The 15,193-nt window shown below is 62.0% G+C and carries 12 protein-coding genes; 7 read left to right on the top strand and 5 right to left on the bottom strand.

The window, feature by feature from the left end:
* Window positions 1–13: 13 nt before the first annotated feature.
* The 5 genes from VHD36_02570 to VHD36_02550 form a co-directional block, all read right to left on the bottom strand.
* On the bottom strand, window positions 14–2,518 hold the full coding sequence (locus VHD36_02570; GenBank protein ID HVU86176.1) for a transporter substrate-binding protein: 2,505 nt from the start codon (window positions 2,516–2,518) through the stop codon (window positions 14–16).
* Window positions 2,519–2,878: 360 nt separating this feature from the next.
* The gene (locus VHD36_02565; GenBank protein HVU86175.1) at window positions 2,879–3,085 is read right to left on the bottom strand and encodes a hypothetical protein; all 207 of its coding nucleotides are present in this window, start codon (window positions 3,083–3,085) and stop codon (window positions 2,879–2,881) included.
* 280 nt (window positions 3,086–3,365) lie between these two features.
* Window positions 3,366–3,782 (bottom strand): hypothetical protein, encoded by a 417-nt coding sequence (locus VHD36_02560; protein HVU86174.1) that lies wholly within the window; start codon window positions 3,780–3,782, stop codon window positions 3,366–3,368.
* A gap of 45 nt (window positions 3,783–3,827) precedes the next feature.
* Entirely contained in the window at window positions 3,828–4,967 is a 1,140-nt protein-coding gene (locus VHD36_02555) for a DUF1559 domain-containing protein (GenBank protein ID HVU86173.1), read from the bottom strand.
* Complete coding sequence (locus tag VHD36_02550) at window positions 4,968–6,443, bottom strand: dockerin type I domain-containing protein (GenBank protein ID HVU86172.1); 1,476 nt, start codon at window positions 6,441–6,443, stop codon at window positions 4,968–4,970.
* Between the two features lie 619 nt (window positions 6,444–7,062).
* Here VHD36_02550 and VHD36_02545 point away from each other — a divergent pair.
* The 7 genes from VHD36_02545 to VHD36_02515 all read left to right on the top strand — a co-directional run bounded on the left by VHD36_02545 (window position 7,063) and on the right by VHD36_02515 (window position 14,710).
* Entirely contained in the window at window positions 7,063–8,337 is a 1,275-nt protein-coding gene (locus tag VHD36_02545) for a PEP-CTERM sorting domain-containing protein (protein ID HVU86171.1), read from the top strand.
* Window positions 8,338–8,698: 361 nt separating this feature from the next.
* Window positions 8,699–9,547, top strand: a complete 849-nt coding sequence (locus tag VHD36_02540) for a DUF1559 domain-containing protein (protein HVU86170.1) — start codon at window positions 8,699–8,701, stop codon at window positions 9,545–9,547.
* 69 nt (window positions 9,548–9,616) lie between these two features.
* Entirely contained in the window at window positions 9,617–9,991 is a 375-nt protein-coding gene (locus tag VHD36_02535; protein ID HVU86169.1) for a BlaI/MecI/CopY family transcriptional regulator, read from the top strand.
* Window positions 9,988–11,085, top strand: a complete 1,098-nt coding sequence (locus tag VHD36_02530; GenBank protein HVU86168.1) for a M56 family metallopeptidase — start codon at window positions 9,988–9,990, stop codon at window positions 11,083–11,085. The genes VHD36_02535 and VHD36_02530 overlap by 4 nt, the downstream gene beginning before the upstream one ends.
* 104 nt (window positions 11,086–11,189) lie before the next feature.
* Window positions 11,190–12,206, top strand: coding sequence for an isoaspartyl peptidase/L-asparaginase (locus VHD36_02525; GenBank protein HVU86167.1), 1,017 nt, complete (start codon window positions 11,190–11,192; stop codon window positions 12,204–12,206).
* Between the two features lie 301 nt (window positions 12,207–12,507).
* Entirely contained in the window at window positions 12,508–13,839 is a 1,332-nt protein-coding gene (locus VHD36_02520) for a DUF1501 domain-containing protein (GenBank protein HVU86166.1), read from the top strand.
* A 55-nt stretch (window positions 13,840–13,894) separates the two neighbouring features.
* Entirely contained in the window at window positions 13,895–14,710 is an 816-nt protein-coding gene (locus VHD36_02515; GenBank protein HVU86165.1) for a hypothetical protein, read from the top strand.
* Window positions 14,711–15,193 lie beyond the last annotated feature (483 nt).

The raw sequence follows: 15,193 nt of genomic DNA, 5'->3' as shown, positions 1-15,193 counted from the left end.
GCGACGACCGGCCTCACTCGCTCCGCGGCCCGCTCCAACTGTTGCCCCATTTTTTGTAGAGCGATTCGAGGAGCGATTCCCACTCGGCCGGCGTCCGCGACTTGGGAAAGATGATCGGGGCGACGGCGCTACCGGAGCTGGCCACGATATCGAACAGCCCGTCAGGACGCACGCGGCCGATGCGTGTCGTGCGGTGAGTATTCAGCAGTACCGGGTCGACGAATATGGGGCCGCCCGGTCCATCATATTCCAGTCCGCGCAGCGATTGGCGCACCTTGACCGGATCGTCGCTCTGGGCCTTTTGCACGGCCTTGGCCCACAGGTGAACGCCAACGTAGCCCGATTCCATAGCATCGCTGACGACGCGTTGGCGGCCATACCGAGCCCAGAACCGCTGCAAAAACTCCTGATTTTCGCGATAATCAATTGTCTGGAAATAGTTGCGCGCCGCGTAGTCGCCGATCACGTCCTCCAACTGCATGTTGCGCAGTTCCGGCTCGCCGACCGAAAACGAAAGAACCGGCAGTTTGTCAGGGCGCAGGCCGCTTAGGAACAGGCCGCGAAACAACGCGATATTGCTGTCGCCGTTGACCGTGTTCAGCACGACATCGGGCTTGGCATCGCGAATTTCCTGAATTACGGCGGCAACGTCGCTGCTCCCCAGCGGAATGTACGCTTCGCCGACCACCTCGCCCCCCATACCTTTCAACTCGTCACGGATGATCGCGTTGGCCACGTGCGGAAAGACATAGTCCGAACCGACCAGGAAGAATCGTCGCGCCGGCGGATCGAGGAAGGCGTAGCACCACTTCACGGCCGGAATGATCTGCTGGTTCGGCGCCGGACCGATGTAGAGAATGTTCGGACTTTGCTCCAAACCCTCGAACTCGACAGGGTAAACAAGCAGACTGTCATGCTTTTCGAAGATCGGCAGTACCGTCTTGCGTGCGGCTGACGTCCAACAGCCGAAGACCACCGAGACTTTATCTTCGGCGAGCAGCCGTTCGGCTTCGCGCGCAAACGTGGGCGGATCGGAGCGGCCATCGCGCACGATCGGCTCGATCTTGCGCCCCAACAGGCCCCCCTGCTCATTGATTTCGTCAATGGCCAGCAGGCACGTGTCGACCACCGCCTGTTCGCTGATAGCCATCGTGCCGGTCAAAGAATGCAGAATGCCGACTTTGATGGGAGGTGCGGGCGGCACCGCGGGCAGTGACGCAGCGACGTCGGCTTCGGCCGACTCAGTGCTTTCGCGGCGCAGGTGCCAATAACCGGCCAGGACCATTCCGGACACAATCGCGACCAGCAGCAGATTGGTCACCAGTTGCCAGTGACGCGTAAGCCAGGGCGCGTTGCGCTTGGTACCGGCCGGGGTCGTTCTTCGTTGCGAGCGGCGGCGAATGACGCTCTGCCGCTCGTTCTCTGCCGTGGGACGTTCGCCGTCCAGGAACAGGGCCAAATCGTCTGCCAAGGCCTGGGCGCTTGCGTATCGATCTTCCGGGTGTTTCGCCAGGCATTTCAGGCAAATGCGCTCCAGCGCCCGCGGCACCGAAGGCCGCAAGAGGCTCGGGCGCACCGGATCCTCGGTCACGACGAGCCGCATTGTTTCGAAATTCGATGCGGCCGAAAACGGCGGCCGACCCGTCAGCATTTCGTACAACAACGCGCCCAGCCCATAGATATCAACCGCCGGCTTGATGTCGGCCGTCGGGTTCTCGACTTGCTCGGGCGCCATGTAACACGGCGTGCCCAGGACGACACCGGTCTGCGTCAAGCGCACGTCTTCTTCCAACTGGCGCGCGAGGCCGAAATCGGTCAGCTTCGGAATGCAGTCGCGCAGCGGCGCGTCCTCGGGGCCAGCCATCAAGATGTTGGCGGGCTTCAGGTCGCGATGCACGATCCCGCGCTCGTGCGCGTATTGGATCGCCAAGGCAATGGTTTCCAGCACCGTAGCTGCCGTGGTCTCATCGACGGGCTGACCTTGCAGCCGGCGATGCAGACTGGGGCCGTCGACGAACTCCATGGAAAAGTACGGAGCGCTGTCGTGCTCGCCAACGTCGTAGATCTGCACGATGTTGGGATGCTGCAATCGGGCGACCGATTCGGCTTCGGCCGCGAACCGCGCCCGCTCGCGCGCGCCGGCGTGGGCGCCGGAGATGATCGTTTTGATGGCGACCGGCCGGTTCAGCTTGATCTGCCGCGCCTTGTAGACGACGCCCATCCCGCCGCGCCCCAACTCGCTAACGATTTCGTAGCCGGGCAGGTTGGGGTAACGACCACCGCCGGGCGTCGGAGGGGCGGGCAGCTTTGCCGAAGGCGTCGAGCCGGCGGTCAAATCCTCGGCCAGCGTCTCATTGACCTGCGCCGATGGCGCCGCGAGTTGGGCCACGTGCTTGCGCAGCTCGTCCGCCAGTTCCGGACAGTCGCCGCACAGTTGCTCGATGCTGACATTCTGCCCCTGGAAGTTGAGCGCTTCCCAGCGGGCGATCAGCTCACTGATGCGAGAATCGGTCGTCATGGCAGCTAGAGTTGCAACTCGACTCGTTTGTTGACGCCTATCCTCGCTTCCTCCCTACATTTACGCAATGTATGCAAATCTAGCCCACGCCGCCGCAACCATTTCTGCACGGATGCGGACGTTGAAAACAGGTGCAATTGGCCGGCGGGTGGGACAAATTGCCGCACGGAACTGGGGGCGCGGCGGGGAAGATTACCTTTCGGCAAGGGGTCCCATGACCCCGGAACAACCCGCATATTCGGCCCGATAACCGATTCGCCGTGAGCGCCGGCCCACGGCGCGCACGCCTGCTGCATTACCGGTTATTTGGACCGGCCGGCCCGAGTTCAGAGCGACGGCTTCCGATGCTGGTCCGCGCCGTTATTTGGTGGCCGGCGCCTGGTTGTTTTGCAGGTTAGCTTCCAGCACCTTGGCCTCGTCCAGGAGCTTCACCGCTGCCTGCTTGGCCTTATCCTTATCGAGTGAGATCGTGGCGCTTTCGGTGCTGTTGTTCCAGTTGACGTGCAGAATGCCGGCGCCCACGAGAACCGCGCCGATGATGCCGAGGAAGACAATCGAACGAAACATGGAGACCTCCTTGTGTGGAATGCAGCACGAATCGTCGCCGGACGACTGCCGCGGGGCAGCGCTGCGCTGTCTTGACGTTCGGCAAGTGCAACGACTTCATGTGCCGCTTAGCGGGCCGGATTGTGTCGAAAGGCCGCGCATCGGACAAGGCGAATTCGCGCCGGCGCCCGGCACAAGCGTGCTAGCATCGCCGCGGCGCGGCAGCGACAAAGTGTGATAGCTGTGAAAAGCCCACGGCGCTCGGAACAAACGCCCGCAGAGAGGCTGGGCATTGCGCCCCTCAAGGCAAGGGGGCTGCCTTGAGCTTCCAACGACCTTCCTCTTGCACCACGGTCCAGGTCATTTCGCCACGCGAGTTGCCGGCCCCGTCGAGCACGTCAACGCGCAGCTCGCCCTCGGTCTCGGAGGTCTGGCGAATCTCCTTGACGATGTACATTCCTTCCGCGTAGCGCTTCCGCTCCTTCTCAGACGGAACCGTCCCGGCGAACATTTGCTCAAAGTGCTTGCGGGTATTTGCAGCGTCGGCCAGTCGTTGGACGGGTCTGGCCAACGGGTTCATGTTCGGTTGCGGCGCGGGCTTCTTCGAGCAACCACTGAGCAGAAGACAAGCCGCCGCGCAAAGGGCGGCGCCTCGCACAGCCATACCTTGCCGCGTCGACACGGTGTCCTCGGATAGGCCCAATGATCGAATCGTCATCGATAGAGACGCGCTCCTCCGAATGCGGCACAGAGTGGCGCGGCGCTATTGCTGGCCCGCGGCCAGGTCTCCGCCCGCTCGTGTCGACAAGGCAGCCCACACCGTCGGATCAATCGAATCGGCTGTGAAGCGGCCTGATCCATCGGCGAACAGCGTCACCACACCGCTGGGGTGCATGCTGCGCGCCGCAGCGTTCACGAGTCCGTCGGATTGATCTTGTTTACATTTCAGCGGGTGGCCATCGGGAATATTGGGCTCGCACATTGGAATGATGTCGTTGGTTTTCGAGTTGGGGGTCGTCATGGCGGTGAAGATCGACGAACCCATGGAATTGGCGGCCCAGCAGCCACGGATATCGCGATAGCTCTCGTAGCCCAACACCTCGCTGACCATCAGCGTGTTCGACAGGCCATCGATAATATCCGTGGCTTTCGTGCCGCGGCCATATCCCATCTTCCAGATGCCCAGGCAGCGCGGATCGTTCTGCGTCACAAAGTTACCTATATCGACAACGCCAAAGACGCCGGCCTTGGTACTGTCCTGGTACGAGTTGTAATCGGCCGAGCCCCAGTTGCCGGCATAATTCCCTTTGCCCAGCCCTTCCAGGCTCCAAACCGGCCCGAACTCCGTCTCGCAGGGCTCCGCGCTGGGGCACAGTCGGTAGGACGGCGTGGTTTCGCCGATGGCGTCAAAGTAGTCGGGGCCACCAATGTACGAAGCGGGGTGCGAGCAATCGTCACACCCGCTGTACTGTATTGCCATACAGGCTTCGAGATCCTGCATCGTGTGGGCGTCCTCCATGTCGCCCGCGATCATGCTGGCCCAATTGGGTCCCTGACAAACGGCGCCGGCTTGCGTTCCACCGGTGATCCATTTGTTCTTGGCGGCATTGGGTACGCCGCACGGGAAACTGTTCAGGCGGCTCAATTGATTGTGCAGCGCGATTCCCATCTGCCGCAGATTGTTGGTGCATTGGGCGCGGCGGGCCGATTCGCGCGCCGCTTGCACCGCGGGCAGCAAAAGGCCGATCAGGATCCCGATGATCGCGATCACGACCAACAGTTCGACCAGCGTGAAACCAGCCGGCCAAGCTCGGCAGGCGGTTGTACGAAAATCGTCACGCGTCGAAGCGGTGCGAGCCATGCGATCCTTGCAAAGCATTTCGTGCATGAGAGGTGTGGTCATTCAGCCGCCTGGCGCGGCCGGCCGCGTTACGACAAAACGTCGGCGGCCGAATTGCCACCCGAGCAGCGCCATGATCGCCAAGACAAACGTTCCCGGCTCCGGAACGGCTGCCGCGTTTCCGCTGCCGCCCGGGGCCGTGGCCAGCCAGTTCGACGACACCAAGGCCAGGTCCTGACTGTTGACGATGCCATCGTGGTTGACGTCGCCTTCCTCGTTGGCTCCGCTTGCGAGCCAATTGCTCGAGATAAGCGCCAGGTCCTGACTGTTGACGATGCCATCCAGATTGACGTCGCCGACGAGCACTTGCGCGGCGGTCGGAATCAACGCCAAACCGTAAAAGCTCGTGTCGCTGGTGCTGCTCACGATCTGCGTGAATTGCAATGATCCAAAACCAGCGTTCGACGCTCCGCTCTTGTCGATCGCCGAATAGACGCCGGTCGTCGTTTGCAGAAAGATATCCACCCACGAGCTGTTCGTGGGATCGATACGCACCGACAAGCCCTCGGGCGTGCCGAGCCCCGAGAAATTCGCGGTCGATGCGAACGTAAGGTTACTGGCGCCGAGCGGCGTGCCGCCGGGCGAGTAGAGCTTGCCCAGGTATGCGGTACCGGAGGGATCGCCGGTCACATAGACCACGTTCGGCGTGCCGGCAACGCCATTGATCGGCTGCGAGCCGGGCAACGTCGTGAAGCTGAATGCCGTCACGGAATTGTTCCCGATCGGCGATAGCAGAGTGTTAGCCGGAAGGGGCGTCGTCGGCGCGCCCTGGCCGATCGCATAAAAGCCATGCGCGCCCACGGAGCTCGAGCCGGTGCCGCCGTACAGTTGTCCGCCGACAACCTGCACGGTTCGCCAGTCGGTGCCGCCTTGCAGAGCCGTGGTGTGGGCCGTGGCCGTGCCGAAGTTCGCGATGTATTCCAATCCGCCGCCGAAGCCGTTCGCCGTCGGTCCGTTGTATTTGCTGGCAACCCACATTTGCGTACCGTCCACGGAATACGCCGCACGGATGAACTGAGGAAATGCCTGCGAAGTATCAAGCGCCGTGTGCGTGAACGTGCCGCCCAGCGACACCTGGCCGACCTGGTAGTAATCGCCCGTGCCGCTGCCGTCGGTCACGCGTGGCGTACTGGGGTCGACGGCTTGCTGATAACCGGCGAAATCGATGTCCTGGCCGTTGCCCGAGACGTTCAGATGCCCTTCGTGGCTATTGAGCCCGATGCCGGGCAACGTCATCACCGACGTGGGAATGGCGTACGTGCCCACATACGTTCCCGCCGGGGTGTATTCGTCGAGATAGGCGGGCACTTCGCCGATGCTGTAGTCCTGCTGCGAATGTGTCGTGTCACCGCCGCGCATGACGACCAGGTCACCTGGCGTGAAGCTTGTGATCGGCGTGTTCTGCGCCATCACGAAGGGCACGGACGTGGACCAGGCAGTGACGGCAAGCACGGCTGCAAGTACTGGTTTGCGTGACAACAAGGCCCTTCCTCCATTCCGTTGGTGAATTGAATCGGCGGTGCGCAGCCAGTGCTTCGCTGGCGCAACGACGCACGCCAATGGGCGAACAGGTCAACGTGTCGGGAATTGGAACTCCACGTGAGACCGAGCGCGTCATTCCATCCAAGCCCGCGAATCCATCTCGCCCGTGACGAGTGGCGAATTCTAGCGCTGGCATATTTGCGGTTGATTAGCCGCGCATGTGAATTGGGCGATGCGGTCGTTTTACTATGCGCATAGTTGGATCAAAGTGCAGCGATCATGCGCGCACGATGAGCATAGTTGTTTCGCCACTGCAAGAAACTGCTGTGCGTCACGAGCAATAAGGCGGTTTCGTCACGCCGCAACCGTCGCACGACAAGTGCTGCGACAGGTTGATTCGAGTGGTGGTCCATAGCACGCACCGCAATGCGTCGAACTACTACAACTCCGTACTACGGTCGTAGTCTATCTCGGCTCATGCAAATCACTTGCGGAAATAACGCGGCAGTAATCCGCTCCTAATATTCGTTGCCTACAGTGCCCGGCCAATGAGCAGCGAAGAACGCTGGTTTCGCGTTGCGACTTTCTGACACTCCACTACGAAAGCGAGAGACTAATGAGAATGAGTCTGGTCGGCCTGCTCAACAGGCTTGCGATGCACGCCGCCGCCGCGGCAAGCTTGCTGGTTGTCGCCACGGTCGCGCACGGTCAAACCGTGACGACGAGCTTCACCCCGATTTCGAGCTTCACTCCGGGCGATCTGGTTGTCATGCGCACGGGTGATGCCACCAACGCCGACAGCAGCAGTGTCACGAACCAAGTTCCGGTCTACCTCGACGAGTACACCCCCTCGGGTACGTACGTCGGCACCGTTAGCATCCCCTCGACGGGCGCGGGCGCGTTCACGCTGCCTGGCAGCGGTGACAATCAGCATCAGGGTGTGTTAAACCTGTCGACGGATGGCAAGTGGCTGGCGTTTGCTGGCTACAATTCGACGGTCGGTTCGTCGGACGCCAACATTGACGCTTCGGTCGGCAAATTGGCCGGCAAGATCTCGCTGACGGCCAGCTCGCTCGATACGTCGACGGTTGTCAACTCGTACGGCGCCGGAAGCGCGAATCCGTACATTCGTGGTGCTTTCACGACCGATGGCAACCAGTTCTGGACTTTCGGTAAGTATTCGGCCACCGGCGCGACCTCCAACGGCGGTTTGGCCTACGTGAGCGGCACCGGTCCCAGCGCGACCACGACCACCGTGGAAGGGTTCGCCGATTGGCGCGATGTGATCGCGGTGAACGGGCAGTTGTACGGCGGCACGGGCTCGAGCTCGGTTGGCAATCACGGCCCCTACCAGATCAGCACCGGCCTGCCCACCACGAATCTGGGCAACTCGCTGAGCAACAACACGCAGTTGGGCAACTATCCGGGCGGACAGTCGGCCTCGGCCTTGGCGCTGCTGAACGTGCCGGGCAACCCCAACACGCAGAACGGTCTGAACGTCCTGTACACCATTGGGGACCAGAGCACAGCCGGTATCACCAAGTACTATTTCAACGGGACCTCTTGGGTCAATCAGACCAACGTGCCGCTCGCCGCCGGTGCCGACAACGTGTCGAATCCCACCGGGTTGATTGCCGTGCAGGATCCGACGAACCCGAACTGGGTTGACATCACCGTATCGGGCCAGAACGGCATCTACACCTACGTGGACAAGACGGGCTACAACGGCGCTATTCCGGCGAATTCGTTCACGCACATCGTCGGCAACAGCGGGTTCGACCAGTTCCGTGGCGTCGCCACGGTCCCCACGCCCGAACCCAGCACCTTTGTGTTGGCCGGCCTGGGCGTTCTTGGTGCCGGTATCGTCAAGTACCGCCGCCGCAAGGCCTAGCTTCGCGATCGCGATGAAGAACTCTCGGCGGGACGCGGCCCTCAAGCCGCGTTCCGCCTTTTCGCGTTTATGCTGCGCCGCGTGCCGCACAGCACGGCATCCGGAAGAAGGCAAATCATTTCGATTTTCTCTTGGGGGCCGCAGGTCGCACCGCACGCCGTACTCACTCGTCTTCCCCTGGGACGGCTAACCGGCCGCTAACATTTGCGCCATGGCTTGCAATGGCTGGGCCGATCCAGTGCTACCACGGATTGTGCGAAACCGGCGCTATCGCTAGTCTGTCCAGCGAGTTCCGCAGTGCGCAGCAGTGGGCCGGACTATGAAATCGGGTAACGCTAGCACTTCACTTACGCGCCTTTTGATGCGACGGAACGGGCTGACGATTCTTGAGCTCCTCGTGGCCGTTGCCATTCTGGGGCTGCTCGCTGCGCTGTTGCTTCCGGCGATTAACGAAGCGCGCAATGCGGCGTGGCGTACGCAATGCACAAATAACCTGCACCAGATTGGCCTCGCAATCGAGGCGCATTCCGAAATCCGCGCGACGCTGCCGCAGGGATGGACACTGGATACAACCGGCAAGTCGGCCTTTGGCTGGCTGGTACACCTGCTGCCATTCAGCGAAGCGAGCCAGGTACACGCTGCCATCGATCTGCACTGTTCGCTGAATAGCAGAACGAATCAGGCCGCCTGCCAGATTGCCATGCCAATGCTCCTTTGCCCCTCGGATATCGTTGAACCGCTTTTCGCGCTGTATCAAGAGACCGGGCTGCATGCCGATGGCGGCCAACGGTCGGACGTTATTCTATTGTGGCTGGCATCCTGCAATTATCTTGGTGTCTTTGGCACCAATGCTCCCGACGATGTGCCCACGCCGATTGGCGACGGACCATTCATCAATACGCGGCCCATTCGGCTGGTCGAGTTGGAGCGCGGCTTGAGCAACACGATGCTGGTCGGTGAGCGAACTGCCAGCAAATGCGCATCGGCATGGATCGGCTTCGCCGTCGCCGGCGAAGATGCCGGGGCCCGGGTCTTGGGTAGTGCGATGACCGCGCCCAACCGCCCCGACTCTGACGAAACGGAGTTTTCCAGCCGGCATCCAGGCTGTGCCAATTTTCTATGGGCCGATGGACATGTGGCCCCCATTTCGGAATCTGTCGACGGTGAGACTTATCGAAAACTGGCCAAGCGCCGTGAGGATGCAAGGTAAACAATGGGTGCGCGCAGCGACGGACAGCCGCGCGCGATAGACCATGGCTCATGATTTGCAGGGGTTGTAATGGCGGGTAGGCAACTCACAAGATATGAATTGGAAATCATGGACGTCGTGTGGCGTCTGGGCGAGGTGACCGTCCATGATGTGTGCGCGAATCTTTCGCGACCGCTGGCGTACACCACGGTCATGACCAGCCTTGGGATCCTCGAGCGAAAAAAAGGCGTTCTTGACCGCTCCAAGCGTGGCCGCGCATTCGTCTATCGGCCGCGCGTCTCTCGCGAGGAGGTCTCGCGCGATTTACTCCGTGACCTGCGTGACGTGCTATTCGGAGGGTCGTTGCCCTCGCTGGTTCTGAATCTCATGGCCGACGAGTCCGTCTCGCAGGAGGATATCCAGGCACTTAAAGATAGCTTGCGCGACTTGGAGCCGAAGAAATGACGCCGCTACGACTGCTGGAAACCGTTTGCTCGCTGTCTTTGCAAGTCACGCTGTTGGTGTCGGCTGCCGCCCTACTGGGCCGCTATGCCTGTCGCTCGGACCGCGCCCGCGACCAGTTGTGGACGGCTTCTTTCGTGGCACTGTTATTGCTGTGCTGCGGCGACCTGGCTCTGCCACACCTCCGCTTGCTCCCCGTGCCAGCCAGCGTCGTGGCCCCGGCGATGGGAATGCAAGTTGCCGAACATGCCGGCCTCCTCGCTTGGCTGGCGGTCGTGTGGTGCGCCGGCACAACGTTATTGCTGTCTCGGCTCGCGTTGGGAATCGTGCGGGCGTGGCTGCTCTTGCGCCGCGCGTCCGCGATCAGTCCCCGGGATTTGCCACAACCGTGGGGCGAGCGAGACGTGATGCGCGCCTCCGGCGAAGAGCCCGGCGGCGAAATGGCGATCCGCTTTCTAAAGACGGCGGACGTCCTGACTCCCTTTTGCTGGCAGTGGCATCGGCCGGTCATTGTATTGCCTGAGTCTGTGTTGACATTTTCCGGGGAGGAAATCGCGGCCGTCATCCGGCATGAACTGGCGCACTTGTCTTTTGCGCATCCTTTGTCGTTGTTCGTTCAGCGCCTGGCGGAGGCGGCCTTGTGGTTTCATCCGGCCGTGTGGTGGGCAGTTCGGCAGGCCAGCGCCGCCCGAGAATTCGCCTGCGACACACGCGCCGCGAGGTCTTCGAGCGAGGCCGCGGCCTTGGTGCGCTCTTTATTATCGCTGGCCGAGTTCGACAACCGTCGGGTGCGGTCGAATCTGGCCAGTTCCGCGACGGGCGAGTCGCCGACCATCCTGGCTGCCCGCGCAAAGAAGCTGTCTCGCTTCCCATCCGTGGGCTCGGTCGAGGGCCCGTTGCATGTCCGCTTTCTGTTCTTGTCGATCGCCTGCGCGACAATGCTTTTTCTGTGGGTCACGATGGACGTATCCGCGTCGACGCGATCTCTCTGGTCACCATGGCCGACTTGGAGCGCCCGCGTCTTGCGCTCCGTAGGGATTACGGCCCGCGATTACGAAATCGACGGCCATCGCCTGCGCTTGCACACGCCGCATTAATGCCAGCGGGCCGCGACGATCGTCTGGCACCGCGATCCGGCTGACGTTACCCTGGGCGCATTCCGTCTGCGGGCCACCAGGACGACTCTTGCCCAGGGATACTTATGACCGCTTTCCTTCGAACCGCTGTCATGCCGGGCATGGCGCTGGTCATGGGCCTGGCGACTTCTCTCCTCTTCGCTGCCGAGCGAGCCATGCCAAAACTTGAGTTCGCGATTGCCATCCACGGCGGGGCCGGAATCGAACCGGATCGAATTCCTGCCGAGGAACGGCGGCAAGTTGAAGAAGCGCTCGGCAAGGCGCTCGACGTCGGTCGCCAGTTGCTGGCAGGCGGCAGCACTTCCCTCGACGCCGTCGAACAGACGATCCGCGTGCTGGAAGACGATCCCGTGTTCAACGCCGGACGCGGCGCCGTCTTCAATAGCGCCGGCATGCACGAGCTCGACGCGTCGATCATGGACGGCGCCACGCACAAAGGTGGCGGCGTGGCCGGTTTGATGACCGTGAAGAATCCGATTTCCCTCGCCCGCCTGGTGATGACCGAAACCCCGCACGTGCTGTTGATCGGGGCGGGCGCGGAACGATTTGCCGACGAGATGCGCGACCGGCCGCAGATCGAGCGCGTGCCCAACAGTTATTTCAGCACCGAGGCCCGGCGGCAAGAATGGCTCAAGGCGGTCGAAAAGCAAAAGCAGAAGCGGGCCGCTCAAGCCCACAAGGGAACGGTCGGCTGCGTGGTGCTCGACAAGCACGGCAATCTGGCGGCGGGCACTTCGACTGGCGGTTTGACCAACAAGAAATGGGGACGCGTCGGCGATTCGCCCATTCTCACCGCGGGCACGTACGCCGACAACGCGACGTGCGCGGTGAGCTGCACCGGCACGGGCGAGTATTTCATCCGCTCGAGCATCGCCTTTCACGTGTCGGCGCTGATGGCTTACAAAGGCTTGTCGCTTGAGGACGCCGTCAGCTACGCGATCAACAAGGTGCTCGAACCCGACACCGGCGGCTTGATCGCCGTCGACCACGACGGCCATATCTCGATGCAGTTCAACACCGCCGGCATGGCCCGGGCTGCCGCCGACTCCAGCGGCAAGCGCGAGATCAAGCTGGGGAAGTGATCGAAGTGCTCCGAGGGCGACGTGATGAGTGGTAAGCGAGCCCGATGCCGCGGCGCGTCGCGATCTTATCCGTATTAGCTGATTGAACCTGGGCTCAACGGCGCAAGGTCGAACGGTCCCAAGCCGTCCACCGACGCCGAGACAGGCACCGTGACCGGAGGTGTGCGTTGTCGTTCCGGGGCTTCGGATGGTCCCGGCCACTGGACGACGGCCTTGTCGGCGCAGTAGTCTGAGAGCCACGCCCAAACCCGCCTGTTTCTGACCCGCGCGTTACTGGCCCGCCTTCTCGCGAGGACGCACGATGCTCGACGTCGGCACGATGCGAACGCGAACCTGCGGTGGCATCAGCCGCCGGTCGTTTTTGCGAGCGGCGACGTCGTTGCCCTTGGGGGTTGCGATGTCGGGCGGCGTCGCTCGGGGTTCGCAAAACCCGAAGGCGAAATCGGTCATCTTTGTTTTTCTGTGGGGCGCGCCGAGCCATCTCGACACGTGCGATCCGAAGCCGGAAGCTCCCTGGGAATACCGCGGGCCGTTTGGCGTCATTCCTACGCGGACGCCCGGTGTGTTCTTTACCGAGCTGGTGCCGCAGATTGCCAGCCGCAGCGACCGGTTCTCGCTGATCCGCAGCCACGCCACGACGGCCAGCGGCCATCCCGACGCAGGCACCGTCGCGCTAACCGGTTTTGCCGAGCTGCCGGCGCCCCCACAGCCCAACTTCGGTTCGATCGTGGCCAAGCATCGCGGGCAAGGTGGCACGTTGCCGTCGTTCTTCTCGGTGGCGCGCGGCGTCGTGATGGACGGCGCACGGCGGATCGAAGGATACGGTGGCGGCACGCTTTCGGGCGCCTATGATCCGTTCATGGTCGGCTGCTCGGAGTCCGGCGAAGTCGAGATGCCGGCGCTTCAATTGCTCGACGGCCTGAATCCTTTACGTATTCAGGATCGGCGCCGCCTGATGGCTGAGCTCGACAGCGCCTCGCGCCAGGCTGAACGTTATGGCGGGCGCGGTTGGACGCGGAACATGCAGTCGGCCTACGATCTGCTCTTGGATCCGATGGCCCGCGAGGCGTTCGATCTGACGCGGGAATCGGACGCGACACGTGCCCGCTACGGCTATACCACGTTCGGCCAGAGCAGTTTGCTGGCCCGCCGCCTGGTCGAGGCGGGCGTCTCTTACGTGCAATTGAACTACAGCCGCCACGTCGAGGCGTTGAATCCTGGTTTTGAGTTCGGCTGGGACACGCACATTTACAATTTCGAGCTGTTGCAGGACCAGCTTTGTCCCATCCTCGATCGCGCTTACTCGGCACTTTTGGATGATCTCTACGAGCGGGGGCTGATCGACGACACGCTGGTCGTGATGATGGGCGAATTTGGGCGAACGCCGAAGATCAGCAGCCGCGCGGCGCGGGATCACTGGCCCCAGTGTTACTTTTCGATCTGGGCCGGCGGCGGGGTGCAGCCGGGACGCGTGATCGGCACCAGCGACGCCCGAGGTCAGCATCCGCGCGGCGAGATCGTGTCGCCCTTGATGGTCGGGACGACGATTGCCCACCTGGCGGGCATGGACACGCAGGCACGTGCCGAAATGAACGTACTCGCCAATGGAAAAGTGATCGATGAGCTGCTGTAGGCGACCGCTCTTCGCGCCTCTGTGTGCGCTGTTGATGGCGGCGACATCGATAACGATGTCGGCGGAACCCGAGCGGCTGACGTTCGACGGGCGACTGAAGTTCAGCCCTGTGTTCCGCGACGGTGGACGCGAGCTCGTATTTGCTGAGTTGGTGACTCCCAGCTTGTACCAAATTCGCCGCCTGGTGCTTGCCGACGGCACGAATGAACCGCTGCACCCCAATGCGGCGACGTCGGAATTCGAGCCGGCCTGGTCTGCTGACAACGAGTGCTATGCGTTCCTCAAGACACGCAGCGCCCTGAACGTGAGCGTTATGGTGTGCGATCGGCAGGGCGGCAAGTTGGGCGAGTTTTTGCCGGGCGAAGGATTCTGTGGATTTCGCAGTCCTGCCGTTGCGCCGGATCACTCTCGCGTGGCATTTTCCTACGCCGAGAAGGGAGTTCAGCAAATCTACTCGGGACGTCCCGACGGTACGGATCGGACGATGCTCACCGATTCGCGTGGGATTAACAACTGGCCGTCGTACTCACCTGATGGCCGAACGATCGTGTTTGGCTCGAGCCGCGACGGCAACTTCGAGATTTATCGGATGAACGCCGACGGTACCGACGCGCGGCGACTGACCGACAGCCCCTTGCAAGATATCCGCCCGCGCTTTTCGCCTGACGGAGAGAAAATCGCCTTCACGAGCCACCGCGACGGCAACGCCGAGATTTACATCATGAACGCCGACGGATCGGCCCCGCGCCGCGTCACGGTCCATGTCGAGCGCGATGATTATCCGGAATGGCATCCTGACGGCGCACGGCTGGTGATCGTCGGTGAACGGGCCGGCAAGCACGATCTGTTTCTCGTCAGTGCCTTACCGTGAAGCCGCACACAACCGGATTTAGCAGCCTGAACATCGCGAGTGGCGGCACGGTGCTGTGGACGAGAATGGAGTAACACAACGTACCAGAGGCATCAGCGCATAGCAAAAGGCCATCGTTTCGCTGGCGCGCACTAGATCGTCCCCGGGGGCGCCGCGGATGTAGCTAGCGACACGATTCACGGCCTGGCTGCCTTTCTTGCCCAGCGGTCTTGCTGGTGCGCGGGGCCTCGTTTTCTCTGGTATCGTCGAATGGGCGCCGACCGATTCAGTATTCGAATGGACAGGAAGTTTCGGGAGAGATGAAGGAAGATGAGTCACAAAAGCCATCATGGCAGAGAATATATTCGCCTCTTCCGTCCCCTGAGCGTCGAGGGGATCGGGCTCCATTCGTCACGCTTGTTTTCGGTCCGCCAAGAGAAGCACTTCCATGAGGAATACACGATCGGGATCAACGACGCTGGCGCGGGTTCTTACTGGTACCGT

The organism is Pirellulales bacterium, assembly GCA_035546535.1.
In the GTDB taxonomy this organism is placed as follows: domain Bacteria; phylum Planctomycetota; class Planctomycetia; order Pirellulales; family JACPPG01; genus JACPPG01.
The sequence above is the reverse complement of the archived record's forward strand: the minus strand, read 5'-3'. Positions and strand labels throughout refer to the sequence as shown.